The following is a 26982-nucleotide window of genomic DNA, read 5'->3' as shown; positions in this document are numbered from 1 at the left end:
CGAAGGGAGGCTGCCCCATGAGCAGCCTCGTGATCAAGGCGGTCTTCCTCGTGCTATTCACGCACGGGACCCGCTGGCTGGGCCGGAGGCTCGGCCCTCGGCGAGGGGGCCTGCTCCTGGGCCTCCCGAGTTCCACGGCCCTCGTTCTCGTGACCTGCGGCCACGAGCGCGGGATCGATGACTCCGCGGAGATGGCCGAGGCCAGCCTGCTCGGCCTCGTCGGCGCGGTGGTTTTGCCATTCGCGTATGCCCGGGTGCTCGGCTTCGGGTGGCGTCTTCCGGAAGCGGCCGTCGCCGCCGTGGGTGCTTATGTCGCGGTGGCCTGGGGGTTCAGCCTCCTGCCGCCGCCGGGGGCACTCGCCTGCCTCGCGATCGCCGTCGGGGCCGTCGCGACGGCCTGTCATGCCTCGAAACGATTGCCGATGGCCCTGGCAGGCCCAGCCTCGGCCGCACCTTCGCGATTCCGCTGCCTGGCCTTGCGGACGATCGTGCCGGTCGCCTACCTCGTCGCCGTCGAGACCTTGCGGGACTCGTGCGGACCGAGGTGGGCCGGCCTGATCAGTCCCTTCCCGGGCATGACCCTGGCCATCCTCGTCGTCACGCACCTGGAAGGAGGCGAGGCGGAGGCCACCCGCATGGCCAGGGCGCTCCCGCCGGGCAGTTGGGGGATGATCGCCTTCCTCGCCGTCTTCCGGTTGAGTAGTCCTCATGTCGGCCTGGCCTGGGCCACGCTCGGCGGCTACTTGCTGGCGAGCGTCGCCTTGTTGAGTCTCGGCTGGAGCCGGTCGGGAGCCTGGCTCCTGCTCCGCAGGAACTGGGATCGTTGGGCGTCGACTTACGCAATGGGGCGGATGAGGGAGGAGCCGCCAGGCCCATTGAGGATCCGGAGGCCCAGGGCCGGTCGTCGATTATCGCCGCTCGTCGAGCCCGTCGGGCTCTGACCATTCGAAACGAAGACGCCCCGACTTGGCTACCGCCGGGCCGGGGCGTTTCGTTGGTTTCGAAGGGAGGCTCAGGCCAGGAGCGCCTGGATGACCTTGGCCGGCTCGACGCCCGTCAGCTTCTGGTCGAGCCCCTGGAAGCGGAAGGTGAACCGCTCGTGGTCGAAGCCCAGGAGTTGCAGGACGGTCGCGTGGAAGTCGTGGATGTGGACCGGGTCTTTCACGATGTTGTACGAGAAGTCGTCGGTCTCGCCGTAGACGGTGCCGGCCTTGGAGCCGCCGCCTGCCATCCACATGGTGAAGCAGCGCGGGTGGTGGTCGCGGCCGTAGTTATCCTTGCTCAGCCCGCCCTGCGAGTAGATCGTCCGGCCGAACTCGCCCCCCCAGATGACGAGGGTCTCGTCATAGAGCCCGCGCTGCTTGAGGTCCTGGATCAGGCCCCAGCAGGCCTGGTCCACGTCCCTGCACTGGTCCGGGAGGCGGCCCGAGACGTTGCCGTGCGTGTCCCAGTTGTTGTGATAGATCTGCACGAAGCGGACGCCTCGCTCGACCATCCGCCGGGCCAGCAAGGCCGTGTGGGCGAACGAGCCGGGCTTCTTGGCCTCGTCCCCGTAGAGCTTGTAGGTCGACTCGGGCTCGTTGACGACGGCCGTCAGCTCGGGGACGCTCGACTGCATCCGGAAGGCCAGCTCGTACTGCTGGATCCGGGTGTGCGTCTCGGGGTCGCCGGCCGCGCGGTACGTCATCTCATTCATGGCCTTGAGGCCGTCGAGGGTCCGGCGCCGGACCTCGGAGGTGACGCCCTTGGGGTTATTGATATAAAGGATCGGGTCGCCCCCCGTGCGGAAGGAGACGCCCGCATGCTCGCCGGGGAGGTAGCCCGACGACCAGAGCCTGGCCGAGATCGCCTGGACCTGCTCGGTGTTCGACGGCTTGGCCACCAGGACGACGAACGTCGGCAGGTTGTCATTCTCCGAGCCCAGGCCGTACGAGACCCACGAGCCGAGGCAAGGACGCCCCGTCACCTGGTTACCCGTCTGCATGTAGGTGATGGCCGGCTCGTGGTTGATGGCGTCGGTGTTCATGCTCCGGATGAAGCACATGTCATCGACCATCTTCGCCGTGTGGGGCAGCAGCTCCGTGACCCACATGCCGCTCTGGCCGTGCTGCTGGAACTTGTACTTCGACGGGGCGATCGGGAACCGGGTCTGCCCCGAGGTCATCGTCGTCAGACGCTGGCCTTTGCGGACGGAGTCGGGCAGGTCCTTGTCGTACCACTCCGCCATCTTCGGCTTGTAGTCATAGAGGTCGAGCTGCGAGGGGCCGCCGACCATGTGCAGGTAGATGACGTGCTTGGCCTTGGCCGGGAAGTGGGGCAGGCCGGCCGGCACCGAGGGTGAGGCCTGGGCCGACTTCCCCAGCTTGTCCCCCAGCAAGGAGCTGAGCGCCGCCCAGCCGACCGCGTTCGAACCCCTGCTGAAGAACTGCCTGCGCGTCTCGTTCTGGATCCACTCGTGCAAGAGGCTCATGTCCCGATCTCCCGGATATCTGGCTCGGTGTCGACCGTGAATGTCTCGGGCGGAGGGGACGACCAGGCGCCGTCCCCTCCGACAAGGGTTGCTTACTTGTTGAGGACCTCGTCGAGGTTCATCAACTCGTTCGCCAGCATCGTCCATGCGGCCAGCAGGGAGGGGTCGAGGGACGCATCCGGCTTCGACTCGCCCTCGGTCAACAGCGCCTTGGCGTCGTCGGGATGGGCCTTGTAGTGGGCCAGGAGGTCATTCAGCGACGCGTCCACGATCGGCTTCTCTTCGGGCTTGAGCGATCGGGAGAGCAGGCGTCTGGCCATGTACTCGACGGGCCCCGCCGGGGCGGCCCCGCCCTCCTTCAAGGCCCGCTGCGCCAGGTTCCTCGCGGCCTCGACGAACTGCGGGTCGTTCAAGGTCACGAGGGCCTGGAGCGGCGTGTTCGTCCGCTCGCGCCTGACGGTGCAGGACTCGCGGCTCGGGGCGTTGAAGATGTCCATCGACGCCGGCGGGGCGCTCCGTTTCCAGAACGTGTAGAGGCTGCGACGATAGAGGCTCTCGCCGCTGTCGCGGCGATAGTCGCGGGTGTCGCTGCCGATCATCGCGACGGCCTCCCAGACTCCGTCGGGTTGGTACGGCTTCACGCTCGGCCCGCCGAGCTTCTCGGCCAGGAGGCCGCTCGTCGAGAGGGCGTAGTCGCGGACCATCTCGGCGTCCATCCGGAACCGAGGGCCCCGGGAGAGCAGCTTGTTCGCGGGGTCCTTCGCGAGCTTCTCGGGGGTCGTCAAGGCAGCCTGGCGGTAGGTCGCCGAGGTCACGAGCATCTTGTAGAACTTCTTCAGGTCCCAGCCCGACTCGCGGAGCTCGACGGCCATCCAGTCAAGCAGCTCGGGATGCGAGGGGAGTTCGCCGGTGATGCCGAAGTCGCCGGCCGTCCGCACGATCCCGGCGCCGAAGACTTCCAGCCAGATCCGGTTCACCGTGACGCGGGTGGTCAGCGGGTTCTCGGGGCGGAGGAGCCACTGGGCAAAGCCGAGCCGGTTGCGCGGCAGGTCGTCGGGCATGGCGGGGAGAGCCGCCGGGGTGCTGGGCGTGACCTTGTCGCGCCGCTTGTCGTAGTCGCCCCGGTGCAGGACGAACGCCATCGCGGAGTCCGCTTTCTCCTGCATGACGTGGGCGACGGTCGCTTTCGTCTTGATCGCGGCCTGTTCTTGCTCGAGCGCGGCGACCTTGGCGTTGGCCTCGGCATAGGGCTTGTCGAAGCCCGTGAGCCAGTACTGGAAGAGCTCGGCCTTCTCCGGCTCGGCCCGCTGCGCGGCGGCCTTGCCGAGGAGCCAGGAGATCCGCGTCAGCTTCGCCAGGCGGTCGACGTCGGGGGCCGGCAGCACCTTGCCGTAGATCCGGAGGTCTTCCAGCGAGATGTCGTCGAGCCTGGACGACGTATGCCGCTGGGCGAGCTTGAGGGGGATCTTGGTCTCGATCGTGCTCTTGAGGGCGTCGGCCTCGACGGTCTTTTCCTGGAGCTGGCCGTTGATGTAGATCGAGACCCCCGCCGCCTTGCCCGAGCCGTCATACGTGATGAAGAGGTGGTACCACTCGTTCGGCTTGAGCTGCTGCTTGTTGGCGACGACCTTGAGGGCGTCGTCCGGCCAGCGGTGGATGATGTGGGCGCCGACCCGGTTGTCCTGGATCCAGAGGTCCCAGCCGCGGAAGTCGTGCTGGTCGTCCATCCTCGCGAAGATGGCGCCCGACATCCCTGGCCGGGGGACCTTGACCCAGGCCCCGTACGAGAACGGCTGGCCCTTATCGAAGTCGCCGGGCTCGGCCACTTCCGCGAGGCTCCTGGTCTGGGCCTTGAAGGCCGAGGCCCCGACGTAGCCGGGCTCCCAGGCGGCCGAGGCCAGCGCGACGGTCTGGGGTTTGCCGTCGACCGTGAGGTTCAGGGCGTCGCCCGAGCCTTCGCTGAGCCTAGCGTGGAGCTTCAGGCCGTCGCCGGGGATCGTCCCCTCGATCGCATGCGGATCGGTCTGGGCGAGCCACTTGTCGAAGTCGGCCGTCGCGGCCTTCTTGCGGTCCTCGGCCCCCTTCTTAGCCTCGGCGATCAGGCCGCCGAGCGCGTCCCAGCGGGGGCGGTCTTCTTCCTTCGGGACCATCACGACCGGCGGCGTGTCCTTGATGTTGCCGTCCATCGCGGCCTGGGTCGTGTTATTGAAGAACGCCGCCATCGCATAGAATTCCTTCTGCGAGAGCGGGTCGAACTTGTGGTCGTGGCAGACGGCGCATCCGGCCGTCAAACCGAGGAAGACCTGCGAGGTCGTCTCGGTGCGGTCGCGGGTGTAGAGCACGAGGTATTCCTCGTCGATCGCGCCGCCTTCGCTCGTCGTGATGTTGCAGCGGTTGAAGCCCGAGGCGATCCTCTGGTCGAGGGTGGCGTTCGGGAGCAGGTCGCCGGCGAGCTGCTCGATCGTGAACCTGTCGAACGGCAGGTTGCGGTTGAAGGCCCCGATCACCCAGTTGCGATAAATCCAGTTCTCTCGATAGTTGTCGATGTGGATGCCGTGCGTGTCGCCGTAGCGGGCGGCGTCCAGCCAGTAGCGGGCGCGGTGCTCTCCCCATCGCGACGACTTCATCAGCGAGTCGACATACTTCTCGTAGTAGTCGAGCGAGGTGTCGGTGGCGAAGGCCTCGACCTGCGCGGGCTCGGGGGGCAGCCCGGTGAGGTCCAGGCTCAGGCGCCTGGCCAGCGTGCGGCGGTCGGCCTCGGGCGCCGGGGCGAGGCCGTTGGCCTCGAGCTTCGCCAGGATGAAGCGGTCGACCGCGTTCCGGCTCCACGCCTGATTCTTGACGGCGGGGATCTCCGGCTTCTTCGGCGCGACGAGGGACCAGTGCGGCTGGTACTCGGCCCCGGAGGCCACCCAGCGTTTGAGGAGTTGCTTCTGCTCCTCGGTGAGTTCCTTCTTGATCGCCGGCGGCGGCATCAGCTCGTCCGCCTCGTGCGTGAAGATGCGGGCGATCAGCTCGCTCGCGTCCGGGTCGCCCGGCACGATCGCCTTGGACTCGACGGCCGCGTCGCGCTTGTCGAGGCGGAGGTCGGCCTTGCGGCTGGCGCTGTCGGGCCCGTGACAGCGGAAGCAGGTCTCCGACAAGATCGGCCTGATATCGCGGTTATATTCGATCGGCTCCTCGCCGAACGCGCCCCCGGGCCACAGGCCGAGGACCGACAACACCGGTACTATCCAGGTTGGAAGTCGCCTCTTCATTGACTGACCCTCTTCCATGTCGGACGGCGAGACTAGGCTTGGCGGGACGACTCCTCCAACTCGCGATGGCCGGAGGAGTTATCGCTCTAGGCAGGATGGATCGACCCTGATTATAACCGGACTCCCCCCCGGGGGGAATCATCCAGCAAATGGGGCAGACATTTCGAACCAATGCCAGGAGTCGATGCACGCCCCCTTGCGAGCGACGAGGTAGCCCGGCATAGCCTCCCGGGTCTGCACCCAAAAGCGCAGACATTCCATCGACGGTCCGGGCTCAAGCCCGAATGGTCGGCCTCTCATCCCCGCGTCGAAAGGGCCGATCTTAGCGGTCCCCGGATCACTCCCGATCGTCGGCATCGACCGCCCGCGGACGCCCCGGCCGGGTGGCCGAGAGCCGTCCTCCGTGAATGCCTTAAAACGGGAGCCCGCCTAGTGGTCCGACCATTAATTCGTAAAAACTCCTGTCCAGGTTTCCTGGACCTTATTCTTTGACATACGCAACTTCGCGTCCTAGGGTTCATTAACCCCATACGACAAGTATCGAACCGAGGAAGGTCCGCGAGCGTGCCTGGCGGCACGAGGGCTCTATGTTGCGTCGGTGCAACGCCCTAATTGCGGACGCGAAACCGATTGCCCATCCGGGAATTCGAACGATTCATGGGTGCTTGATATCCCGAAATTGCCCTGGATCTCGGGGATTTCCGACTCTCGGGCGGGCCATTCCGAACCGTAAGATCTTCTACAACCGAGCGTGAGTTGATTCCACCGCCGACACGAGGGCCAGGAGGGTCGAATCGGCAGGTTGCCCCATAATCGCCAGGTTCGAGACCGTGCATCGATGTCGCCATTTGCCAGCCTTCGGCGGATGATCGACATCTCGATTTGTTCACGGGCATTCGACTCGATCCGACTCCTCCGGGTCCCGAACGGACAGTCGGTCGGCAGCCTAAATAAGTCTCCGTCGCTACTCTTCTAATATCAATGAAAACGCGAAACTCGTCGTGTTATATCGGCAAGAATTCCTTCCGCAAATCGGCGGGAGGTCGTATCCTTGATTGCCATCGTTTTCGGGCGATCCGGCCCTGAGACATCCCAACCGATGTAGCGACGCGGCTACCGGTATCGAAACTCGCCCCCCTCGGGACGGCCGTCACGCCCGTCACTCCGGGGGAGAAACGACTTCGGGCGCGGTCCGTCGACTGGATCGCGGAGCTCCAACGATTCGCGGTTGGAATGAAGTGAATCGAACATGACACCGCTCGCCGGGATCCTCGAGAACCTCTTCACCTTTGGCGGCACCATCCCGACCTGGCAATCGGCCCACTGGCCGGATTGGCTGATCTGGGAGCACCAGATCGGCCACGCGATGGTCTGGGCCGCCTTCATGGCGATCCCGGCCACCCTCTGGAGCCTCGGCTTCAAGCGTCCGAACTTCGTGCGGAACCCGAGGCTGGTCCGCGCCTTCGCGATGATCATCGCCCTCAGCGGCTTCGCCCACCTGCTGGATCTCATCGGCTTCTACTACCCCCTGCACTGGATCTCGGGGCACATCCTGATCCTCACCGGGGTCACGGCCTGGAGCGTGCTCTGGTCCCTGCTCCGAGCCTGGCCCGACCTGGTCGCATTGAAAGGGCCGAACGAGCTCGAGGCCGAGGTCGCCGCCCGGACTCTGGAGCTGCGCGACGCCCTGGCGGAGTTGCAGGCGCTGGTCGACTGCATCCCCAACGTCGTCTGGACCGCCCGCGCCGACGGCACGCTCGAGTCGAACAACCGCCGCTGGAACGAGGCCTCCTGGGGGTCGAATACCGGCACCAGGCTCTCCTGGGATGCGACGGTCCACCCCGATGACCTCTCGGGGACCCGCGAGGCCTGGTCCCTCGCCGTCCGCAACGGGCATGACTACGAGCACAAGAAACGCCTCCGGACCAGCAGTTCGAGGCCGTATCGCTGGCACCTCTGCCGCGCCCTGCCCCTCCGCGACGAGTCGGGCGCCATCGTGAAGTGGTTCGGCACCGCGACCGACATCGAGGACCAGGTCCGGGCCGAGGAGGAGCTACGCCGGAGCGAGGCCCAGCTCGAGGACAAGGTCCGCGAGCGGACCGAGGAACTCGCCCGGATCAACGAGTCGCTCCAGTCCGAGATCGTCGAGCGCCGCATCTTCGAGGCGAGGCAGGCGGTCGAGCTGGCCGTCTCCGGGATCCTGATGGAGACGAGTTCGCTGGAGGCGGCCCTGCCGAAGCTCCTCAAGGCGATCGGCACCGGCTTCGGGCTGAAGACCGGCGAATACTGGGGCGTCGACGCCGACTCGAGCTTGCTCACGCGCAGGCTCGTCTGGCGCGGCCCCGGCGCGTCCGACTCGAATGCTGCCGGGGACACGGGGCTCGGGTCGACCTCTCCCGAGACTTCCGGCGCCAGGCGCGAGGCCCTCGCCCAGGTGATCAGCGAGAGCGGCCGCCCTTGCTGGGCAGGGTCGGACCATACCCCCGAGGGCTCCCGGGGCGGGCCGGCGGTCATCGAAGGGGATGACGGGTGCGTCGGCTTCGGCCTGCCGATCGTCGGCGAGAGCAAGAAGCTCGGGGCCCTGACCTTCTGGGCGATCGACAACCGACTGGCCAGCACCTCGCTGATCGAGAGCCTTGAGATCCTCGGCCTCGAGATCGCGATGTTCATCGAGCGACGCGCCGCCGAGCAGAAGCTCCGGGACAGCGAGCAGCGTTTCCGGGGGATCTTCGACCACACCTTCCAGTTCGTCGGCCTGACCACCCCCGACGGGCGCGTGATCGAGGCCAACGACACCGCACTGAAGTTCGCCGGCGTGAGGCGCGACGATATCGTCGACGTCCCCTGCTGGGAAACGCCCTGGGTCCCCTCGGAGGCCGGCCGGGGCCGGCTGAAGGAGGCCATCAAGCGGGCGGCGGCCGGTCAGTTCGTGCGCTACGAGGGTTCGTTCAAGGGCCTCAACGGCCAGCTCATCCCCATCGACTTCTCCGTCACCCCTTTGAAGGACGAGTCGGGCGAGGTCTCGATGCTGATCCTCGAGGGCCGCGACACGACTCTGCAGCGGCAGGCGGCCGAGGCCCTTCGCCAGAGCGAGGAGAGGTTCCGCGGGGCCTTCGACGCGGCCGCGATCGGCATGGCCCTGGTCGGCACCGGCGGGCAATTCCTCCAGGTCAACCGCTCCCTCTGCGAGATGCTCGGCTACTCCGAAGCGGAGCTGACCGCGACGAGCTTCCAGGCGATCACGGTCCCCGAGGACCTCGACGCCGACCTCAACGAGCTCCAGCGGACCCTCGCCGGCGAGATCACCTCCTATCGGATCGACAAGCGTTATTTCCACAGGGATGGCCGCATCATCTGGATCACCCTCAACGTCTCGCTCCTGCGTGACGACGAAGGGCGTCCCCTCTACTTCGTCTCTCAGATCCAGGACATCACCCGCCGCAAGCAGGCCGAGGAGGCCCAGCGCCTCAGCGAGTCGACGATCCGGAGCCTCTTCGACGGCTCCCCCCTGATGATGGGCATCGTCGAGCTCCACGACGACGACATCTTCCACATCACCGGCAACGCGGCCTCCGACGCGAGGATGCGCCAGTACGGCGCGGAGCCGGGCCGCGGCTATTATCTCAAGGACACCCCCGCCCCCGAGCCCCTGCGGCTCGAGTGGATGTCCCGGTACCGCGAATGCGCAAGCACCGGCCAGCCCGTCCGGTTCGAGTACGGGATGACGGTCCCCCCCCTGAACAAGACCCACTGGGTCTCGGCGACCGCCTGCCCCATCGGCGACATGACCGGACCGAGGCCGCGGTTCTCTTACGTCGCTGAGGACGTGACCGAACGCAAGGCGGTCGAGCAATCCCAGTCACGCCTCAACGCCATCCTCGAGGCGACCTCCGACGTCGTGACGATGACCGACGCCCTGGGGCGCATCCTCTACCTCAACCGGGCCGCCCGCGAATTGCTCGGCGTCGGACCGGATGAGGACATGCGCAACAAATTCATGCAAACATTCCACCCCCAGTGGATGCTCCAGAAGATCGAGCTGGAGGCGATCCCGACGGCCCTCCGCGACGGGCTCTGGCGAGGGGAGTCGGTCTTCCGCACCCGGGACAACCGGGAGGTCTTCACGTCGCAGGTGATGATCGTCCACAAGTCGCCCCAGGGGACGATCGACTACATCTCGACGGTCGCGCGCGACATCACCGAGGAGCGCGAGGCGGAGAGGGCCCTGCGCGAGGTCCGCGACCAGGCGCTGGCGGCCACCAAGGCCAAGAGCACGTTCCTGGCGAACATGAGCCACGAGATCCGCACGCCCATGAACGCGATCGTGGGCATGGCCGAGCTGCTCCTCGACTCCAAGCTCGACGAGCAGCAGTACGACTACGCGACCACGATCCGCAGCGGCGCGGATGCGATGCTCGAGATCGTCAACGACATCCTCGACCTCTCGAAGATCGAGGCGAACAAGATGGCGATCGAGACGGTCGAATTCAACCTCGGCGACCTCGTCGAGGAGGTCGCCGACCTGATGGCCCCCAGGGCCCACCAGAAGGGCCTGCAGCTCAGTTGCCTCGTCGCGCCCGAGTTGCCCGAGACCCTCATGGGCGACCCTCACCGGATCCGGCAGATCCTCACGAACCTCGTCGGCAACGCCGTCAAGTTCACCGAGATCGGCGAGGTCACGATCGAGGTCGAGCGCGTCCGGATCTACCCCGAGACGGTCGACTTCCGGGTCTCGGTCCACGACACCGGCATCGGCATCCCGCTCGAGAAGCAGGACGTGGTCTTCGAGAGCTTCACCCAGGCGGACGGCGGCACCACGCGTCGGCATGGCGGCACGGGCCTCGGGCTGACGATCTGCCGGCAACTGGCGAGGCTCATGGCCGGCACGATCGACCTCAAGAGCGAGCCGGGGGTCGGCAGCACCTTCACCGTCGACCTCTGCCTGGCGAAGGGGACGGGCACCGACTCCGACGAGGCCAGCCGGCGATCCCGCAAGGTCGACAAGGTGCTCCGGGCCCTCGTGGTCGACACCAACGGCATGAACCGCCGCGTGGTCCGCGAGTACCTCCACAGCTTCGGCTGCCGGACCATGGAGGCCGGCTCGGCGAGGCAGGCGCTCTCGATCCTGCGCGAGGCCCCGGGCGACCGGCCGTTCGACGCCGTCTTCCTCGACTCGCGGATGCCCGAGGTGGACGGACATCAGTTCGCCCGCACGATCCGGCTCGAGGCCGGGATGGGCGACCTGCCGCTCGTCCTCATGAGCCCGAACACGCCGAGCGAGCCGAAGCTTGCCCTCGAGGCGGATACCTTCACCGCGAGGATCTTCAAGCCGATCCGGCGATCGCAGCTGCTCAACGTCCTCGGCGACATCCTCGAGCAACGCGAGTCGTCGCTCGCAGCGCGCCGGCCGACCCAGGTCGCCGCGACCGTCGTCCCCGAAGGGGGGCTCGGCCTGCAAGTCCTCGTCGCCGACGACCACCCGACGAATCGCAAGGTCGCCGTCCGGATGCTCCAGTCCCTCGGCTGCACCGCCGACACCGTCTGCGACGGCCACGCCGCGGTCGAAGCGATCCATCGCCGGACTTACGACGTAGTGTTGATGGATCTGCAGATGCCCGGCATGGACGGGCTCGCCGCCACCGCCGAGGTCCGCCGCCGCGAGCGCGGCACCGGGCGTCGCACGCCCATACTGGCGATGACGGCACACGCCATGCAAGGCGATCGCGAGCGTTGCCTCGAAGCCGGGATGGACGGGTATATTTCCAAGCCGGTCCGCCACAAAGACCTTCGCAAGGGGCTGGAAAGTTGCGTGATCAAGCTCGCCGCGCCGGAGGCCGAAGCCCCCGAGGAAGACGCCGAGAATCGGCCCGATCCGATGCCGTTCCGCTGGTCCGCCCTCGTCGAGCAATTCGACGGGGACTTCGAGTTCGCCTGCACGCTGGCCGACTCGATCCTGACGACCACGCCGGGCTCGCTGGACGAGATCAGGGCCGCCATCGCCGAGCGTGATCCCCGGCGCCTCGAGGCCGCCGCCCACGGGCTCAAGGGGAACTGCTTGACCATCGGTGCAAACTCACTGGGCGTGGCCCTGCACGAAATCGAGCTCGCCGGCCATCGGGGAGACATCGACTCCGCGGTCTCGCCGCTCGAGAGGGTCGAGTCGCTCTGGGATGAGTTGAAGAGTCAGCTCCGGGACGGGACGCAATCGAACCCATGAAGATCCTCGTTGCCGAAGATCAGGAGCCATCCGGGCTCGCGCTCAGGAAGACCCTCGAGAACCTCGGGCACGAGGCCGTCGTGGTCGCCTCGGGGGCCGAGGCCTGGGAACGGATCGTCGCGGAAGACTGGCGGATGGTGATCACCGACTGGATGATGCCCCACCTCGACGGGCCCGAGCTCTGCCGGCGGATCCGCAACCGCGAGGATGCCCCGTATGTCTATATCATCCTGCTGACCGGGCGAGACGGCAGGAACGACCGCCTCCAGGGCCTCGCCGCAGGCGCCGACGACTTCCTCACCAAGCCCGTCGACCGCGACGAGCTGTCCGTCCGACTGGCCATCGCCAGGCGGATCCTCGGCGTGCAGGCCGAGCTCGAGGAGAAGAACGCGAGGCTCGCCGAGCTCGTCACCACCGACCCGCTCACCGGCCTGGCCAACCGCCGTCGCCTCCGCGAGGTGCTCCAGACCACGACCCTGCTCTCCGGGCGTAAGAGCCAGCCCTGCTCGGTCGTGATCCTGGATATCGACCACTTCAAGTCGATCAACGACAACTTCGGCCATGCCGCCGGCGACGCGACCTTGAAGTCGATCGCGGAGATCCTCAAGGTCGAGACGAGGCGTTCCGACCTCCCCGTGCGCTACGGCGGCGAGGAGTTCGTCATCCTCATGCCGGCGACCGACGAGGACGAGGCCTTCACCGTCGCCGAGCGCCTCAGGGAGACGATCAGCGTCAAGACCCAGCCCTCGCAGCCGGTGACGGCCAGCTTCGGAATCGCCACCTGCGCCCTGGCGCAGGGGCTCGGCATCGACGCCCTGCTTGACGCCGCCGACCAGGCCCTCTATCGCTCGAAAGAGCGAGGGCGGAACTGCGTGACCCACTTCCGCGAATTGAGCCAGGTCTGATCAATGCCCCCGACGGCGACAGCGTCCCTCACGCAGCTACCGAGCCCGGGCCCGGCGTATCGATCCCTTCCTCCCCACTTCGCCTCCACTCCCCCAGCCTTGATTTACATGAAGACACGCTGATCTGACGATGTTTGTTGCGCATCGCCGCGCCCATAGCATCGCGGCCGGACGCCTCGCTAAGATTTTTGGGGACAACCCACGGCAAATCAGATCGACGCGATCGGGGTCGAATGGCTCGCGAGCGAGCCCACGGCGTCCGTCCTGTCTCTCCTTCTCCACGGGAGATTCCGCCGATGTCGCACACGACCTGGTCGAGGCCGAGGCAGTGCATTTTCGGTTTATCGGCCATGATCCTGGCCATCGCCGCAATTGGAGTGCACGCGGCCCCGCCGTCGAAGATCCCAGCCGACTGGATCTGGGTCGAGGGGGAGTCGACGCGGTCGTCCACGATGAACCGCCACCCCTGGTGGTACGACAAGGTCAAGCGCGACCAGCTCTCCGGCGGCGATCTCATCAGCAAATTCGACGACGACAAGGCCGGCGAGGGGGGATTCATCGTCGCCGACGGCTCCCGCTTCATCCGTTCGAAGACGAAGGATCGGCCCTCGTCCCTGGATGAGGGCCGAGGACCGCCCGCGACTTCAACTCACCGCGATCAATAGGTGCGCTTCAGGTAGCCGACGATGGCCTTCTTCAGCTCGAACGGCTCGATCGGCCCGCTCTTGCGATAGAGGACCTTGCCGCCGGGGGCGATCAGCACCGTGTAGGGGATCGGGCCCGGCCATTCTTTGTCGAGGGCCTCGGCGAACTTGTCGCGGTCGTCGGTGCGGAGGATGTAGTTCTTGGCCGAATAATGGTGCTGCTTGAGCACCTTCAGGGCGTCGGCCTCCTGGGCGGGGTCGTCCAGGCTGATGGAGACGAGCTGGAAGTTCCGGCCGCGGAACATCCGGTTCATCGTCACGAACTCGTCGAGCTCCGCCACGCAGGGGCCGCACCAGGTGGCCCAGAGGTTGACGAGCAGGAGCGACTTGGTGTCGTTGCGCCCGAGCTTGGCGGCGCCGTCCAGGTCGAGCGACTCGATCGTGACGGGCTCGGCGTCCCACTTGGCGAGCGACGTCTTCACGTCCGCCCGCTTGTCCGACCACTTCGTCGAGCACCCGAAGACCCGAGTCTTCGCGACCGGCACCGGCTTCCCTTCGAGGAGGGCATCGACGGCGTTGCGGGCGTCGTGCGACTTCACCGTCTTGACCTCGGCGTCGTCGAACCGGCCGACGTACTGGAGCTTCCTCGCCTGGTCGAAGATGAAGACGTGCGGCGTCGCCAGGACGCCATACGCCTTGGAGGTCTCCTGAGTCTCGCCGTCGTAGAGGTACGGGTACTCGAACTTGGAGTTCTTGGCCCGGAGCTTCATCGCCTCGAATGAGTCGTCGAGGTCCGAGTATCCGAGTTCGTCGAGCCGGACGGCGAGAGGGTCATTGGGCGAGATGGCGACGACGGCCACCCCTTTGTCCTTGTAGTCGGTGACCATCTTGGCGATCCGACCTTCGTAGGCCTGGGCGGTCGGGCAGTGATTGCAGGTGAAGATGACCACCAGGACCTTGGACGAGGCGAAATCCTTGAGAGTGTACGTCTTGCCGTCGACCCCCGGCAGCTTGAAGTCGGGGGCCTCGGCCCCGATCTCCAAGGTCTTCAGTCCCGGCGGATCGGCCTTGGTCAGCCCGGCGCCGCCCAGCAGCACCAGCGAGGCAACCGCCGCGCGCAACATAACTCGGCTCATCGGACGCTCCCCTTCGTCAAAACCCGGAGACAATTTCGATCGTCCCGACAGTTTCGCGTACCCGCTGCGCCGTGCCAAGATCCTGGCAGCCGGTAGCCCGCGCCTTCCGGGAGAGTCGACATCCAAGGCAAGTCGCATGCGTCGCAGAAATAGGCCCGCATCCCTCGGAGCCCGGCGGCGGCGAGGATGGGTGGTTTTTCTAGACTCGAGCCATTACCTTGAGGGGAACCGCCAGGCGCACTCCCGGGTCCGTTCAGCGACCCACGCGTCAACGTCTCCTGGAAGCATGCTATGTCGAGAGCCTTTCGCATCCTCCTGCTCGTCCCGGCCGTCTTGCTCGGGGGTCACGCCCTCGGCGACGAGCCGGTGAAGCCGATCCGCGCCCTCCTGATCACCGGGGGATGCTGCCACGACTACACGCGTCAGAAGAAGATCCTCTCCGAGGGGATCTCGGCGCGGGCCCCGGTCGAGTGGACGATCATCCAGCAAGGGGGCTCGACGACCGACACCAAGATCCCCTTCTACGAGAAGGACGACTGGTACAAGGGGTTCGACGTCGTCGTCCACAACGAATGCTTCGCGGGCGTCACCGACCCCAAGTGGACCGAGCGCATCATCAAGCCGCACCGCGAGGGGCTCGCCGCCATCGTGATCCACTGCGCGATGCACTGCTATCGCGACAAGACCGACGAGTGGTTCAAGTTCCTCGGCGTGACCTCCCACGGTCACGGAGCGGGCTACCCGTTCAAGGTGGTGAACCTCGCCAAGGACAACCCCATCATGAAGGGGTTCGGCGACTCGTGGGACACACCTGCGGGCGAACTCTACATCATCAGCAAGATCTGGGAGACCGCCACCCCGCTGGCCCACGCCCGCAGCCGCGACACGAAGAAGGACGAGGTCTGCATCTGGACCAACACCTACGGCAAGGGTCGCGTCTTCGGCACCACGATCGGGCATAACAACGTCGAGATGTCTGACCCGGTCTTCCTCAATTATATGACCCGAGGCCTCCTTTGGTCTGTCGGCAAGCTCGACGACGCCCACCTTAAGCCGGCCGAGACGCAGGCGGATCGCCCCCTCGTCCCCGAGAACCTCGCGCTCAAGAAGCCGGCGACGGCCTCGGCCTCGCAGGACGACGAGAAGGGCCCCGGAGCCGGCAACGACGGAAACCCCGACACCCGCTGGTGCGCCCCGGATAACTCGGCCGGCTACTGGTGGCAGGTGGACCTCGGCAAGCCCGAGGACCTGACCGGCTGCAAGATCACCTGGGAGCATGAGGACGCCGGCTATCGCTACAAAGTCGAGGGCTCGGAGGACGGCAAGACCTGGATCCTCCTCTCCGACCAGTCGAAGTCGACCGAGCGCGACCAGGAGCGCACGCACAAGTTCCTCGCCCGCGGCGTGCGATACGTCCGGATGACGCTGACGGGCCTCGAGGACGGCCACTGGGGCAGCTTCTTCGAGTTCGAGGTCCTCGGCACCAACATGGTCCCCGCCCCCGTCGGCGCGGGGGCCTCGACGCGGCCGAGGTCGATCGGCGGCAAGGGGCTCCTCGCCGGGATCAAGGCCCCCGAGGGGTTCCAGGTCACGCTCTTCGCCGCCCCGCCCGACGTCAGCTACCCGACCTGCCTCGCCGCCACGCCGACCGGCGAGGTCTACGTTGGCATCGACGAGAACGGCTCCCTCGACGCCAAGCCTGGCCGAGGCCGGGTCGTCCGCTGCGTCGACACCGACGGCGACGGCAAGGCCGACCGCTTCACCGACTTCGCCAAGATGGACAGCCCGCGCGGGATCATCGTCGAGGATACGCATATTGCCAATGGCGTAGTCGCCTACGTCCTCCACCCGCCGCTACTCACCGCCTTCTACGACAAGGATCGCGACGGCGTCTCGGACAGCTCCGAGGTCCTGGTCAAGGGACTCGGCTTCGATCTCAAATTCCGCGGTGCCGACCATACGACGAATGGGATCCGCATGGGGATCGACGGCTGGATCTATGTGGCCGTCGGCGATTATGGCTTCGTCAAGGCCGAGGGTAAGGACGGCTCGACTTCCCAGCTTCGCGGCGGCGGCATCGTCCGAGTCCAGCCGAACGGATCGCACCTCGAAATCTATTCCCGAGGCCAGCGCAATATCTATGACGTGGCCATCGACCCTTATATGAACCTCTTCACGAGGGACAACACCAACGACGGCGGCGGCTGGGACGTCCGACTCAGCCACATCATCCCGACGGGCCACTACGGCTATCCCACACTCTTCACGCGTTTCAGCGACGAGATCGTCGCCCCGCTGGCCGACTACGGCGGCGGCTCCCCCACGGGCTCGCTCTACGTCCAGGAACCGGGCTTGCCTCCCGGCTACAATGACTCGCTCTATACCTGCGAATGGGGCCGCAGCGGTGTCTTCCGCCACCCCTTGACCCCCAAGGGAGCCGGCTTCGAGGCCGGGCAGGAGCCCTTTCTGGAACTGCCCCGCCCCACCGATATGGACGTGGACGCCCAGTCTCGCCTCTACGTCGCGAGCTGGCGCGACGGCGGATTCACCTATGACAAGCCCGACGTCGGCTACGTGATCCGCGTGACCTATCCGGGAGCGGTTGTTGCACCATTCCCCGACCTCAAGAAAGCCAAGTTGGAAGAGTTGATTCGACTCCTCGAATCCCCCAGCGATACCGTTCGACTCGCCGCCTCACGCACGATCTGTCACCGCGCAGAAGCCATCCCGTTGTCCGGTAGAAACAACGACAGCATCTACATCAATCCTCTCGTTAAGCTGATCAACTCCGACCGACCGCTGGCATCCAGAGTGGCCGCGATTTTCACGCTCGCCCAACTCCACACCAACCGTCCGGTCCAGCACGAACTTGCCCTGTGCCTGGAACGAGACGACCTCCGCGAATTCGCGCTCCGGGCCTTCGATAGCCGGGCCCACATCCTTCGAAACAACCTCGTGCCGGTCGACGGGAAGACCCATCCACTACTCCAGCGATTCATCACGGCCCTGGCCGACCCCAACCCTCGCGTCAGGCTCCAGGCCGCCGTCCTCCTCGGCCGACTCGATGAACACGGCACCGCCGCGGCCATCCTCCCCCTGACGGACGACGCCGACCCTCTCGTCGCGCACGCGGCGGTCAATGCGCTCGTGGCCTTGAAGGCGACCGACGTCTGCCTCAAGGCCCTCGACCCCGCCACGCCCAAATTGATCCCGGGCGCCGTCCGCGTGCTCCAGTCCCTGCACGACACCCCCACGGTCGACGGCCTGATCGAGCACCTCAAGTCATCCAGCGATGAACAGGTCCGCCGGGCAACCCTCAAGGCCCTCTGCCGCCTCTACTTCAAGGAGGCCGACTGGAAGGGCGATTGGTGGACCACCCGGCCCGACACCACCGGTCCTTATTACAACCCGGTGACCTGGGATCAGAGCGAGAAGATCGCATCGACTCTGCGCGACGCGTTGAAGCAAGGCGGTCCCGAAACTTCGTCCTGGCTGATCTCCGAGATGATCCGCCACCGGATCGACTTCGACGAGACGACCACCCAGGCGATCCACCTGGCCGAGAGCACGCCGGCCCTCAGGCGTACCCTCGTCGAACTGCTCCCCCGCCGCCGCCCGCCGTCGGCCGAGGCGATCAGGTTCCTCGGCACCGTGGCTTCCTCCGATCGCGACGAACCCGCCCTCAAGGCTGAGGCCCTGCGCGGGCTCCATCGCCACCTGAAAGAAGCCGGAGCCTTCGAGGCGGCCCTCCCCGCCCTGGCGGCGATCGTCGCGCAGAAGGAGCCTCATAACGACCTCGCCGACGCCCTGCGCGACATCCTCAATGACCCCCGCCTCGCCGGCCACGTCCAGGACTTCATCAAGCTGGCAGACGACCCCGACGCCTCGCGGAGCCTCCTCGGGCTCGAGGCCCTGATCCAGGTCGGGCGCAACGACCGTGCCAACGGCGACGCCCGACAGAAGGCCTCCGCCGCGATCGAGGCCGCCTGGTCCCGCCCCGAGATCGTCCCCCGGCTCCTCCACGCCGTCGCCCGCACCCAGGCCCCACGCTACGCCTTCCAGGTCCGCGCGAGGCTCCACGACGGCTCCCCCGAGATCCGCTCGGCGGCCGAGGAAGCTGCCCGCGAATTGAAGCTCGACGTCTCCGCCTCCGAGGGCGAGCCGATCTCGAAACTCCCGTTCGATGAGGTCGTCGCGAAGATCCAGAAGGAGGCCGGCGACCCCAAGGTCGGCGCCCGCCTCTTCGAGCGTCAAGGCTGCATCGGCTGCCACACCGTCTCGCAGACCGAGGCCCTCAAAGGGCCCTCACTCGTCGGCATCACCGCCCGCTACAACCGGGCCGAGTTGACCGAGTCGATCCTCAAGCCGAGCGCCAAGATCGCGCAGGGGTTCGAGACCCAGAAGTTCGCCACCACGAGCGGCCAGGTCCACGAGGGCTTCGTCGTCCGCGAGTCGGGCGACGAGGTCGAGTTCCGCAACTCGGCCGGCGTCGTCACCGTCCTCCCCAAGAAGGAGATCGAGGAGCGCGGCAAGACGGAGACCTCCGTCATGCCCCTCGGCCTCGTCGACCCCTTGACCGTCCCCGAGTTCGCCTCGCTCCTGAGCTACCTCGAGTCGCTCAAGTCGAAGTGACCTGAGAAGCAAGCCTTCGCCGTCCCAACACAAACGCCCTCGGGGCAGCCCTGGCCTGCCCCGAGGGCGTTTCACATGTTTACATCACAGCATAGTTATTCCGCGCAGGCAATCCCTCCCAGGCTGCCGGCTCGATCCTCATGCGATCGTTGAGCGGGATCGCCCGCCGATCCGCGGGCCGATTGCCTCGGTTGTGGCGGGCAATCGGCCGGGGCGACCTGCCCGGACAATCGTCGTCCTCGGGCCCGGGGTCGCGGGGCTCCGACGTGCTCTCAAGGCTGACCGATCACTTCCGCAGCTTGACCTTCTTGCGAGAACCGATGGTCGTCGCCTTCTTCGCGAGGACCATGCGCTCCGCCTTCTCCAGCGTCTTCACCATATTGGCGAAGGCGGTCGAGGGGCCAATTTTGAGGCCTCCCAGCTTTTCTTTCTCCAGGGTGAGCATGGCCGACTTCACCTTGGAGTTGGCCTTCAGGGCTATAAATCCCGGCCCGAGCCCAAGCGGCCATCCGTCTTATCCCTTGTTTTGAAGGGGGAAGGCGGACCCTGGGGGACATGGATTGCGGGCGTCCTCGATGGCCGTGTCGTTCTACGATGCCGTTCTACGTGTCGTTCTAAGGAAGGCGGATTTGCGGAATAACGCTCACGGGGGTACACTTCCAATGCTCAAAAGAACACCTATAGGAGCCCCTCGGAATGCCTCGCACCGCGAAACCCAGGTGGAACGAGAAGCGACGACGCTGGTTCGCCAACATCGGGCCGGCCGACGACAAGGGCCGCGCGACGGAGCGGTTCGCCCCGGACACGATCGGGGCGAAGGACGAGGAGGCCGCCTGGCAGTGGTTCAGGTCGGAGAAGGAGCGACTCCGGGAGCAAGGGTCGAAGACCCAGCATTCCAACGCGATCACGGTCGACTGGCTCTTCGAGAACTACATGGCCTGGGCCGAAGGGGAGGTGGCCGAAGGGCGGATAGATCGGGCCAACTATGATGTGGTGCTCTGCCATTCCAACATCCTCATCGGCAAGTTCGCCGGGCAGGCGGCGGCCTCGATCGCGGCCGAAGACCTGAGCTCATATGGCCGGGCCCTGCTCAAGGGGTTCTCCCCGGTCTACGTGCGGAACATCCTCGCCACCGCCAACAAGGTCTACAACTGGGCGGTCAGGCAGAAGTATCTCGAGGCGAACACGGTCAAGGGGTTCGAAGTGCCGGTGATACCCAGGGCCGCGGCGAGGTATGCCGAGAGGTCCGAGGCAGCCGCGTTCCTGGGCTACTGGCGGGCCGAGGTTCTGGGCCGCAACGCATGGTATGGGCTCGACCGCCAGACCATGCTCCTGGTGAGGTGCCTGATCCACACCGGGGCCCGGCCGAAGGAGATGTGCCGGCTCCAGTGGGGCGACATCAACTGGAAGGGCTGGAAGACGTCGCAGGGTCACGTCGCCGCCAAGGCGGTCCTGCCCCCGGAGCGGTGGAAGGCGGGGAAGGCGACCGGCAGGAGCCGGACGATCTTCCTGACGCCCTCGCTGACCCGCGCGATCCGGAGGCTCCGGGACAGGGGCCCGATGGACGCGACCTGGGTATTCGTCCGCGACGTCAGGCGAGGCGGAGCCAAAGGGATCAAGCCCTGGGAGTCGGGCAGTCTCCTCGGCAAGCGGATCGCGAAGGTCCGGGCCGAGGTCATAGCCTGGCAGAAAGAGGTGGAAGGGGACAAGTCGCGATTGCGGCCCTGGGAGCGGCGGCGTGCGGCGGTCACAATCAGGGATAAGGGCGCGGACAAGCTGGTGAACTACCGATGGAGGCACACCAGCATCTCGACGATGATCATGCTCGGCGTGGACATTGCCACCGTCGCCGAGCTCACGGGGACGAGCGTCGCGATGATCACCAAGCACTACCAGCACCTGCTCGACAAGCACCTGCAGGCGGCGGCCGAGAAACTGGCGGTGCGGGCACCGCGGGGTTGAGTGGTCAACCCCGGCAGTGCTTCGGCAGCCTCGGGCGAAGGCGGGCCTTCCCGTCCGGGGAGAGCGGGGAATGCCTCGGCGTCACCCGCGTGTCTTCCTCGGGCGGAAGGAACTTCCTCGCCTGCCCGCTCTGGATGGCCGCGATCTGCGACTCGGTCAGGCCCCACCGCCTCGGGCCCCGGTCGCCGGGCTTGCCGCCTGGCTTGATCTCGGTGAACTCGTAGCGATGGCGGCGGATGATCGCCACGAGGTCCCTGAGCGCGAGGCCCATCCTCTCGGCCGCTTGCTTGGGATAGAGGATGGGGTTTGCTGCCGTCTTCATTTCTGCTGCCCTCCCTCGTCCCTTCCGATCCACTCGGAATAGTCGGTGCGAACGGCCACCCCTCGTCTGCCCTTGTGCGTGACGAATGCCCAACCGGGATGCGCCGGATCCAGTTCATCGAAGGTGTATTCATCGCCCTTCTCCAGGCGATCGATGGCGTAGTACGAATCGTGGGCCATGGTGCATCGGAGTCGGTCCCCGCGCCTCCATCGGTATGGCGGCTTGGGCTTCAACTCCACGCCGGTCAGGGCACCGCACTGCCGGGCATACTCCATGAAGGCCTCGACTTTCACCCGCTTCGCGGGGACCGCGGAAGCCGGGATGACCTCGGCCTCGATCAACATCTCGGCGACCGCCTTCAGGTCGGCCAGCTCGAGGGCGAGCCGCTCGGCGTTCGTCCTGTCCTGCTCGGGCTGCACCTCGTCCGCCCCGAAGCGGAGGGCCTTGGAGGCCCTCACCGAGATCCGGGAGCACAGCTCGATGATCTCGGCACACTCCTCCATCAGGCATACCAGCAGATGCTCTTCCTTGTTCATCGCGTCACCACCTTCGTATCGCAGCTCGTCCACTCCTCTTCGTAGTCCACCACCAGCGGCTTGCTCGGCTGCTGGATCGCGGCGGCCTTCATGTCCGACCAGTTCATGTTGTTGATGGCCCACTCGTAGACCTCGCTGTCGCTCGCCTCGAGCAATGGAAGCGAGTCCTCCCGGTAGGACCGCTCGACGTCGTTGCCGAACTCGTCGGCGTAGTGCTCGGCCCGGCTACGCGCTATGACCTCGATCGGGACGTCCCAGACCGTGTTGTCGCTGAACGTCACCCTCAGATACTTGGCCATCTCAAACCCTCCCTCAAATGCCTGCCCCCGATTCCCATGATTCGAAACCACTCGTCGCCATGAGTTGCCGATATGAATCGATGCTTCGCAGGACGCTCTTCGCTGCCTGCTCGAGACTGGCCATCTCCTGGCCTGCATGACGCAACCCGCCTCGCATCACGAACGAGACCGCCTCGCCGACCTTGGAACCCGGGGAATAGTGCGACTGGATTGGGATACCGCTCGCCTTCGTGAAGGCGGCCACCTCAGACTGGAGCTTTTCGTAATTGAACTTGAGGCCTGCGATCTCGCCCTCATACCGATTGCGAACGATCTCCTCGCAACGGGCGGTCGCATTCGCAGCCGCCCGCCCCTCGGCCTCGCGGATCGTCCTCTCGGAGGTGCCGCCCTCGGCCGCCGTGCGGAGGATCGACGCGATGAAATGCCGGGGCCATTCGATCGGCTGGAGCTTCGGGGCCTGCCTGATGATGGCGAGCTTGCCGGCCTTCGGGGCGAGCAATCCCCACGTCGCCGGCAGCTCTTCCGCCTTCACCAGGTCAGGCGAACCCGCGACGATGTACCAGCGATCGCAGTAGCGGCAGACCGCCTCGGCCTTCGAGGGGTCGGCGAGCTCTCGCAGCCAATCCGAGCGAGAAACCTTGATCTCGAACCCGGTGAGCTCGAGGCCTCGGCTCGGATAGCAGCACATGGCGATCGCGTCGGCCGAGCGGCTCTTGTGCCCACCCGTCCCGTCGCCGACCTCCTCGAGCATTGCGAACTCGGGGAGGCTGTATCGCTGCCGGAGGGCAACTCGCACTTCGTGAGTGCTCCATATTTTGATAGCTGGTGCGGTAGCCATTACCTCTCCCACTCCCCCCTCTTCCCGATCCCCTTCCGCGTCACCGGCCGATAGACCCACCCGGCCCCCTCGCGGAAGACGAGCCAGAACTTGAACCACGGGTGCCGGTCGGCGACCGCCTTGATCTTCACCGCCGCGTCGTCCTCCAGGTGCCCCTTCACGTCGTGGATCTGGACCGACCAGTTGGGCATGCTGACGAGGAAGTCGGGCGTCAGGAACGTCTTGCCGGCGATGCGGAACTTGAATGGCTCGAAACTCCAGTCCCGGATCTCGCCGCAGAGCTTGAGCGCGGCCAGGTGGTCGGCGTAGGCACGCTCGGTCCGGTTCATCCCCTCGTGGTCGACGGCCTTGGTGCGGGGGTTCTTCGCCCGGGCCTGCTCGGCCAGTTCGCCGAACCCCCACTCGCGGAGCTGCCTGGCGGTGACGCGGTTCGCCATGTCAGTCGGCCTCGCCGTCGTCGTCGGTGACGATCACGCTGACCTGCCCTCTCAGGGTTCGAAGCTCTCGTGCCAGCATCCGATTCGTTTTTATCTTCGCCGCCGAGTTCGTGACCATGTTCATGAGGTCGATCATCATGGCATCATCCGACGTGTTCCCCGGCTCCAAGGCTTTCACCTTCTCTAAAGCCGCTTTGGGATCCGAGATGATCAAGCGGACCAGCCCGAGCTTGCCTCGAGCGTCACCAATAGCCTCGCTCGCAACACGTCGGACCCGATCGAGTTCGCTAGCCAATTCACCAAGCAGCTGACTCTTGAGGTCGGCCGGCTCAGAAGCAACCAAGGTATTCGCCTGGTCAATCGTGGCTTGCATTCGCGAACTCGGGAGCAACTCCTGCTGGGACCGGCGAAGCAACACTTTTGCCATCACACTAGCTCCTCAGGATGAGCCGCCTCGATGCTCGCGGCGAACTCCTCCGCCGTGATATCGCCCTCGACTCGCCATCGCTCGAAGAGGTTCGACTCGGCAACCATGCAGGTCCAACCGAGCCGCTTGAGGTGGTTCAGGAGCGAGACGACTGCGGCGACCTCCATCCCCGCCGCGTCCCAGCACCAGTTGCCGACCCACTGACGGTAGCCGAGGATCGGGAATTTCTCCCGGGCGACGATGACGCTCCCCGCCTCGGTCTCGAACTCGGTCCCGCCCACCAGGTCCTCATTGCCGTCCTCGTCCTCGACTATGTCGAACGGCCCTTCAAGTTGGATCAGGCCCGAGATGTCGAGGCCGTCGATGCGGTGCGAGAACATGCCGTTGTCCGGGTCGTTGCAGCAGAACATGACCGTCAGGAGATTGCTCATCTCGATCGCCCCCTGCGGATCTCCCAGATATGAGTTAAAGACCATGTCCCGTCCGCCCTCTTATCCGACTTGCCCAAGAGGGGCAGTAAGTCGTTAACCCAATCTTCGAAGGTTATCCACCCGCCATTCACGTCATAGACCCAGGCACCCTCGATGCCCGCACTCGGCCGCTTGCTCGCGACCCAGTGGGTATGGACAGACGCCCATTTCGGATTGGCCCCAGGCTGGGTCCAGGGGCCTCCGAACTGGATCCGCGCGAGCCCGTGTTCTGGCCAAGCCCAACCAGGCCTGGCGGGCTTGATGCAGAAACCGGCGTGGCCGACGGCCGCCTGCATCATCGCGGCATTCATATAGCCGCGACGCTCGAAGTCGCCGAGATGAGGGCGAACCTCATCGAGCGTGAAGCCGACGCATGCGGAGAGCGCGGCGGGCCCGCAATTGCAGCCCCACGATCGGTTGGCCGCGTCGATGTCGGCCTCCGAGAAGCGGAGAGGAGGCATGGTGGAGATTGTCACGCTTTTACCCCTTGCTCCTCGGGCATCGGGAACCCGAACATCGCCAGGTCGGCCCTGGTCGCTGGTCGCCACGTCCCCTCCCAGTCCCGGTCGATCCCCTCGTCGCCGGTGTCGTCGTCTTTCCACGGGGCCTCGCCGAACGTCCCCTCCCAGACGAACAGGCCCAGCTCCCCCTGGGGCTCGACCCACGCCTCGCCGAACTCCATGCGGTCGAGGTCGAAATGGCTGCTCCGCGCATAGGCCTCGGCCGTCATGCCGCCCTTGATGGCCAGCAATGTCGGGCGGAAGCCGGGCCGGGCGACGAACAGGAGCTTCGCCAGCTCCTCGGTCGGCTGCGACTCGACGTGGATCGCGATCGTCGCCATCAGGCCACCTCGCTGGGGCGAGAGGCCTTGGGCTTGCACATGGGCATCAGCAGCCCTTCGACGCCGGGCTCGACCTCGAAGCGAACCGGCCGGACGGCACCGACCACCTCGATCTCATCCGAGAACGGCGGCCGGGGGACGAAGAGTTCGACCTGGTGCTTGAGGAGAATCCCCAGGTATATCGGATTGAGTGAAACGCCCTCCGCGACAGCTACGGACGAGTGCTTGTCGAGGTCGACCTTGGTGCCATGGCAATCCGAGCAGATCGCACCGTGGCGTTGGCAGCAGGGGCAGGTCTGAAGGCCGGTCCCCTCGCAGTGTGGGCATCGGTCCAGGCCGTCGAGCGTCGGGGTTGGAACCGGCTCGGTCTCCCAGCGATCGCGGCCGACGAAGAGGTCTGCGACATGCTTCGGGAACTTCCTGTCGTCGGGTGACGGTAGCGCGTCGCACACCTCCTTCGTCGCGGCGACCCGGACCATGATGCGGCCGTCCGTCGCATAGATATGCCCATCCATCTCGAACGGCAGTTCCAGGCTATACCGGTGGTGCTCCTCGTCGACGCAGTCGCGGAAGATCGGCGGGAGCAGGTCGAACACGGGATGCTTGCTGGTCTGATTCTCGGCCATGTCTGAGTCTCCGTTAAGGTTCGCGTCGTCCCCGATGGGGCGTCGCGGGAGTCGAGCCCGCGGCCGGGCGTCAGCCTGAGGCGAGACTGCCGCCTCGGCGGAATAATTCTTTGACGAACTTCTTGACCGCCTCTTTCTTCAGGGGGCACCAGTCCGGGGTCCGAGTCGTGCCGTCGCCGATATGCTGCCTCGGTTGCTGAACCTTGGGGTGGGTGCAGTAGTGGTCCCCACCAGAGTCACCCTGGACGCGATAGCTTTCGTATGTCCGGTGCTTGCAGTAGAAGCAGTCGATCGCGATTTTTATTGAAGGACCTTCTTGCATGCTCATATCCAGCTCCAAAGCCTGAGGGCCACGATCGCCATGACCAGCAGCAACGCCCGCCGCCTCGGGGGCCTTCTCCGCCTGGCCGGCCTGGCCGTCGCGATGACCACATCGACGCGACGGACGCGGGCCAGGGCCGGGCCGGAGAGGGTGATGACCCGCCGCCTCACGAGACGGGGCCGGGGCTGAATGTGTCGGCGACCTCGACGAGGCGATTCGCCGCCTTGGCCAGGATGACCGCGTGGCAGGAGATCTCGCGCTCGCCTGGGCTCCAGCGTCCGCACCAGCAGCCCAGCGTCTTGCCGCAGAGGAGCGGCAGGTTGACCCACATCCGCGTCAGCTTCGCGCGGTCCTGCACGTCCAGGCGGCGGATCAGGTCGGGGACCGGCTCATCCCACCAGTGCCCCTTGGGCCGCGACACCAGCTCGCCGATCGCATCGAACGTCTGTTCGAAGTGCAGGAGGCAATCGGCGATGCCCCTCGAGAAGTCCCTGTTTCGCCAGGGGTTCCCCCAGCCCGAGTCACGCCAGCCCTGGCGGAACATGCTCCGCCCGACGTAGACGAAGTCCGGGTCGGCCTCGAGCTGTGAGGGCGTCTCCCCTCGCACGCTGATCACGGTGGCCATTTTCATAGGTTCAAGT

The 26982-nt window shown here is 66.1% G+C and carries 23 protein-coding genes; 6 read left to right on the top strand and 17 right to left on the bottom strand.

Annotated elements, in window-relative coordinates; genetic code table 11:
* Nucleotides 1-17: 17 nt before the first annotated feature.
* A complete protein-coding gene (locus ACOYYX_RS04020) occupies nucleotides 18-941 on the top strand; it encodes a hypothetical protein (RefSeq protein ID WP_422928650.1) in 924 nt (307 codons plus the stop codon).
* A 71-nt stretch (nucleotides 942-1012) separates the two neighbouring features.
* Here ACOYYX_RS04020 and ACOYYX_RS04015 read toward each other — a convergent pair whose 3' ends face one another.
* Nucleotides 1013-2470, bottom strand: a complete 1458-nt coding sequence (locus tag ACOYYX_RS04015; RefSeq protein WP_422928649.1) for a DUF1501 domain-containing protein — start codon at nucleotides 2468-2470, stop codon at nucleotides 1013-1015.
* Between the two features lie 92 nt (nucleotides 2471-2562).
* Nucleotides 2563-5727, bottom strand: a complete 3165-nt coding sequence (locus tag ACOYYX_RS04010) for a DUF1553 domain-containing protein (RefSeq protein ID WP_422928648.1) — start codon at nucleotides 5725-5727, stop codon at nucleotides 2563-2565.
* 1249 nt (nucleotides 5728-6976) lie between these two features.
* On the opposite strand from ACOYYX_RS04010, the gene ACOYYX_RS04005 reads away from it, so the two are divergent.
* The 3 genes from ACOYYX_RS04005 to ACOYYX_RS03995 all read left to right on the top strand — a co-directional run bounded on the left by ACOYYX_RS04005 (nucleotide 6977) and on the right by ACOYYX_RS03995 (nucleotide 13514).
* Nucleotides 6977-11944 carry a PAS domain S-box protein gene (locus tag ACOYYX_RS04005; RefSeq protein ID WP_422928647.1) on the top strand — a complete coding sequence of 1656 codons (4968 nt, stop codon included), beginning with the start codon at nucleotides 6977-6979 and terminating at the stop codon, nucleotides 11942-11944.
* Nucleotides 11941-12849 (top strand): GGDEF domain-containing protein, encoded by a 909-nt coding sequence (locus ACOYYX_RS04000; RefSeq protein ID WP_422928646.1) that lies wholly within the window; start codon nucleotides 11941-11943, stop codon nucleotides 12847-12849. Before ACOYYX_RS04005 ends, ACOYYX_RS04000 begins: the two co-directional genes overlap by 4 nt.
* 296 nt (nucleotides 12850-13145) lie before the next feature.
* Nucleotides 13146-13514: a hypothetical protein gene (locus tag ACOYYX_RS03995; RefSeq protein WP_422928645.1), complete on the top strand. Its 369-nt coding sequence runs from the start codon at nucleotides 13146-13148 to the stop codon at nucleotides 13512-13514.
* Here the strand turns inward: ACOYYX_RS03995 and ACOYYX_RS03990 are convergent.
* Nucleotides 13508-14629 carry a redoxin domain-containing protein gene (locus ACOYYX_RS03990; protein WP_422928644.1) on the bottom strand — a complete coding sequence of 374 codons (1122 nt, stop codon included), beginning with the start codon at nucleotides 14627-14629 and terminating at the stop codon, nucleotides 13508-13510. The two genes, ACOYYX_RS03995 and ACOYYX_RS03990, sit on opposite strands and share 7 nt — an antisense overlap.
* Before the next feature lie 291 nt (nucleotides 14630-14920).
* Between ACOYYX_RS03990 and ACOYYX_RS03985 the strand changes: the two genes are divergently transcribed.
* Complete coding sequence (locus ACOYYX_RS03985; protein WP_422928643.1) at nucleotides 14921-19261, top strand: DUF7133 domain-containing protein; 4341 nt, start codon at nucleotides 14921-14923, stop codon at nucleotides 19259-19261.
* A 286-nt stretch (nucleotides 19262-19547) separates the two neighbouring features.
* Here the strand turns inward: ACOYYX_RS03985 and ACOYYX_RS03980 are convergent, their stop codons facing one another.
* A complete protein-coding gene (locus ACOYYX_RS03980; RefSeq protein WP_422928642.1) occupies nucleotides 19548-19706 on the bottom strand; it encodes a hypothetical protein in 159 nt (52 codons plus the stop codon).
* A gap of 251 nt (nucleotides 19707-19957) precedes the next feature.
* Here ACOYYX_RS03980 and ACOYYX_RS03975 point away from each other — a divergent pair, with 251 nt between their 5' ends.
* The gene (locus ACOYYX_RS03975) at nucleotides 19958-21223 is read left to right on the top strand and encodes a tyrosine-type recombinase/integrase (RefSeq protein ID WP_422928641.1); all 1266 of its coding nucleotides are present in this window, start codon (nucleotides 19958-19960) and stop codon (nucleotides 21221-21223) included.
* Between the two features lie 4 nt (nucleotides 21224-21227).
* Here ACOYYX_RS03975 and ACOYYX_RS03970 read toward each other — a convergent pair whose 3' ends face one another.
* The 13 genes from ACOYYX_RS03970 to ACOYYX_RS03910 form a co-directional block, all read right to left on the bottom strand.
* Nucleotides 21228-21545 (bottom strand): hypothetical protein, encoded by a 318-nt coding sequence (locus ACOYYX_RS03970; RefSeq protein WP_422928640.1) that lies wholly within the window; start codon nucleotides 21543-21545, stop codon nucleotides 21228-21230.
* Nucleotides 21542-22081, bottom strand: a complete 540-nt coding sequence (locus ACOYYX_RS03965; RefSeq protein WP_422928639.1) for a hypothetical protein — start codon at nucleotides 22079-22081, stop codon at nucleotides 21542-21544. Before ACOYYX_RS03965 ends, ACOYYX_RS03970 begins: the two co-directional genes overlap by 4 nt.
* A complete protein-coding gene (locus ACOYYX_RS03960) occupies nucleotides 22078-22380 on the bottom strand; it encodes a hypothetical protein (protein ID WP_422928638.1) in 303 nt (100 codons plus the stop codon). Before ACOYYX_RS03960 ends, ACOYYX_RS03965 begins: the two co-directional genes overlap by 4 nt.
* Before the next feature lie 13 nt (nucleotides 22381-22393).
* Nucleotides 22394-23176, bottom strand: a complete 783-nt coding sequence (locus tag ACOYYX_RS03955) for a hypothetical protein (protein ID WP_422928637.1) — start codon at nucleotides 23174-23176, stop codon at nucleotides 22394-22396.
* Between the two features lie 41 nt (nucleotides 23177-23217).
* Nucleotides 23218-23655, bottom strand: a complete 438-nt coding sequence (locus ACOYYX_RS03950) for a hypothetical protein (protein WP_422928636.1) — start codon at nucleotides 23653-23655, stop codon at nucleotides 23218-23220.
* A 1-nt stretch (nucleotide 23656) separates the two neighbouring features.
* Nucleotides 23657-24082, bottom strand: coding sequence for a hypothetical protein (locus tag ACOYYX_RS03945; protein WP_422928635.1), 426 nt, complete (start codon nucleotides 24080-24082; stop codon nucleotides 23657-23659).
* Nucleotides 24082-24513: a hypothetical protein gene (locus ACOYYX_RS03940; protein ID WP_422928634.1), complete on the bottom strand. Its 432-nt coding sequence runs from the start codon at nucleotides 24511-24513 to the stop codon at nucleotides 24082-24084. The genes ACOYYX_RS03945 and ACOYYX_RS03940 overlap by 1 nt, the downstream gene beginning before the upstream one ends.
* Nucleotides 24510-25028: a hypothetical protein gene (locus tag ACOYYX_RS03935; RefSeq protein ID WP_422928633.1), complete on the bottom strand. Its 519-nt coding sequence runs from the start codon at nucleotides 25026-25028 to the stop codon at nucleotides 24510-24512. Before ACOYYX_RS03935 ends, ACOYYX_RS03940 begins: the two co-directional genes overlap by 4 nt.
* A complete protein-coding gene (locus ACOYYX_RS03930; RefSeq protein WP_422928632.1) occupies nucleotides 25025-25393 on the bottom strand; it encodes a hypothetical protein in 369 nt (122 codons plus the stop codon). The genes ACOYYX_RS03935 and ACOYYX_RS03930 overlap by 4 nt, the downstream gene beginning before the upstream one ends.
* Entirely contained in the window at nucleotides 25393-26019 is a 627-nt protein-coding gene (locus ACOYYX_RS03925; RefSeq protein WP_422928631.1) for a hypothetical protein, read from the bottom strand. The genes ACOYYX_RS03930 and ACOYYX_RS03925 overlap by 1 nt, the downstream gene beginning before the upstream one ends.
* Before the next feature lie 70 nt (nucleotides 26020-26089).
* The gene (locus ACOYYX_RS03920) at nucleotides 26090-26347 is read right to left on the bottom strand and encodes a hypothetical protein (protein ID WP_422928630.1); all 258 of its coding nucleotides are present in this window, start codon (nucleotides 26345-26347) and stop codon (nucleotides 26090-26092) included.
* Complete coding sequence (locus ACOYYX_RS03915; protein ID WP_422928629.1) at nucleotides 26344-26511, bottom strand: hypothetical protein; 168 nt, start codon at nucleotides 26509-26511, stop codon at nucleotides 26344-26346. Before ACOYYX_RS03915 ends, ACOYYX_RS03920 begins: the two co-directional genes overlap by 4 nt.
* Nucleotides 26508-26972 carry a DUF4326 domain-containing protein gene (locus tag ACOYYX_RS03910; protein ID WP_422928628.1) on the bottom strand — a complete coding sequence of 155 codons (465 nt, stop codon included), beginning with the start codon at nucleotides 26970-26972 and terminating at the stop codon, nucleotides 26508-26510. Before ACOYYX_RS03910 ends, ACOYYX_RS03915 begins: the two co-directional genes overlap by 4 nt.
* Nucleotides 26973-26982 lie beyond the last annotated feature (10 nt).

It is taken from the genome of Singulisphaera chitinilytica (genome assembly GCF_049331405.1).
GTDB lineage: Bacteria > Planctomycetota > Planctomycetia > Isosphaerales > Isosphaeraceae > PoT.
This window is presented reverse-complemented; position numbering and strand designations above follow the sequence as displayed.

Excerpts from the sequence above, each read along its gene's own strand:
- ACOYYX_RS04020 (WP_422928650.1), top strand. The coding sequence starts at position 18 with ATGAGCAGCCTCGTGATCAAGGCGGTCTTCCTCGTGCTATTCACGCAC.
- ACOYYX_RS04015 (WP_422928649.1), bottom strand. The coding sequence starts at position 2,470 with ATGAGCCTCTTGCACGAGTGGATCCAGAACGAGACGCGCAGGCAGTTC.
- ACOYYX_RS04010 (WP_422928648.1), bottom strand. The coding sequence starts at position 5,727 with ATGAAGAGGCGACTTCCAACCTGGATAGTACCGGTGTTGTCGGTCCTC.
- ACOYYX_RS04005 (WP_422928647.1), top strand. The coding sequence starts at position 6,977 with ATGACACCGCTCGCCGGGATCCTCGAGAACCTCTTCACCTTTGGCGGC.
- ACOYYX_RS04000 (WP_422928646.1), top strand. The coding sequence starts at position 11,941 with ATGAAGATCCTCGTTGCCGAAGATCAGGAGCCATCCGGGCTCGCGCTC.
- ACOYYX_RS03995 (WP_422928645.1), top strand. The coding sequence starts at position 13,146 with ATGTCGCACACGACCTGGTCGAGGCCGAGGCAGTGCATTTTCGGTTTA.
- ACOYYX_RS03990 (WP_422928644.1), bottom strand. The coding sequence starts at position 14,629 with ATGAGCCGAGTTATGTTGCGCGCGGCGGTTGCCTCGCTGGTGCTGCTG.
- ACOYYX_RS03985 (WP_422928643.1), top strand. The coding sequence starts at position 14,921 with ATGTCGAGAGCCTTTCGCATCCTCCTGCTCGTCCCGGCCGTCTTGCTC.
- ACOYYX_RS03980 (WP_422928642.1), bottom strand. The coding sequence starts at position 19,706 with ATGCTCACCCTGGAGAAAGAAAAGCTGGGAGGCCTCAAAATTGGCCCC.
- ACOYYX_RS03975 (WP_422928641.1), top strand. The coding sequence starts at position 19,958 with ATGCCTCGCACCGCGAAACCCAGGTGGAACGAGAAGCGACGACGCTGG.
- ACOYYX_RS03970 (WP_422928640.1), bottom strand. The coding sequence starts at position 21,545 with ATGAAGACGGCAGCAAACCCCATCCTCTATCCCAAGCAAGCGGCCGAG.
- ACOYYX_RS03965 (WP_422928639.1), bottom strand. The coding sequence starts at position 22,081 with ATGAACAAGGAAGAGCATCTGCTGGTATGCCTGATGGAGGAGTGTGCC.
- ACOYYX_RS03960 (WP_422928638.1), bottom strand. The coding sequence starts at position 22,380 with ATGGCCAAGTATCTGAGGGTGACGTTCAGCGACAACACGGTCTGGGAC.
- ACOYYX_RS03950 (WP_422928636.1), bottom strand. The coding sequence starts at position 23,655 with ATGGCGAACCGCGTCACCGCCAGGCAGCTCCGCGAGTGGGGGTTCGGC.
- ACOYYX_RS03945 (WP_422928635.1), bottom strand. The coding sequence starts at position 24,082 with ATGGCAAAAGTGTTGCTTCGCCGGTCCCAGCAGGAGTTGCTCCCGAGT.
- ACOYYX_RS03940 (WP_422928634.1), bottom strand. The coding sequence starts at position 24,513 with ATGAGCAATCTCCTGACGGTCATGTTCTGCTGCAACGACCCGGACAAC.
- ACOYYX_RS03930 (WP_422928632.1), bottom strand. The coding sequence starts at position 25,393 with ATGGCGACGATCGCGATCCACGTCGAGTCGCAGCCGACCGAGGAGCTG.
- ACOYYX_RS03925 (WP_422928631.1), bottom strand. The coding sequence starts at position 26,019 with ATGGCCGAGAATCAGACCAGCAAGCATCCCGTGTTCGACCTGCTCCCG.
- ACOYYX_RS03920 (WP_422928630.1), bottom strand. The coding sequence starts at position 26,347 with ATGAGCATGCAAGAAGGTCCTTCAATAAAAATCGCGATCGACTGCTTC.
- ACOYYX_RS03910 (WP_422928628.1), bottom strand. The coding sequence starts at position 26,972 with ATGAAAATGGCCACCGTGATCAGCGTGCGAGGGGAGACGCCCTCACAG.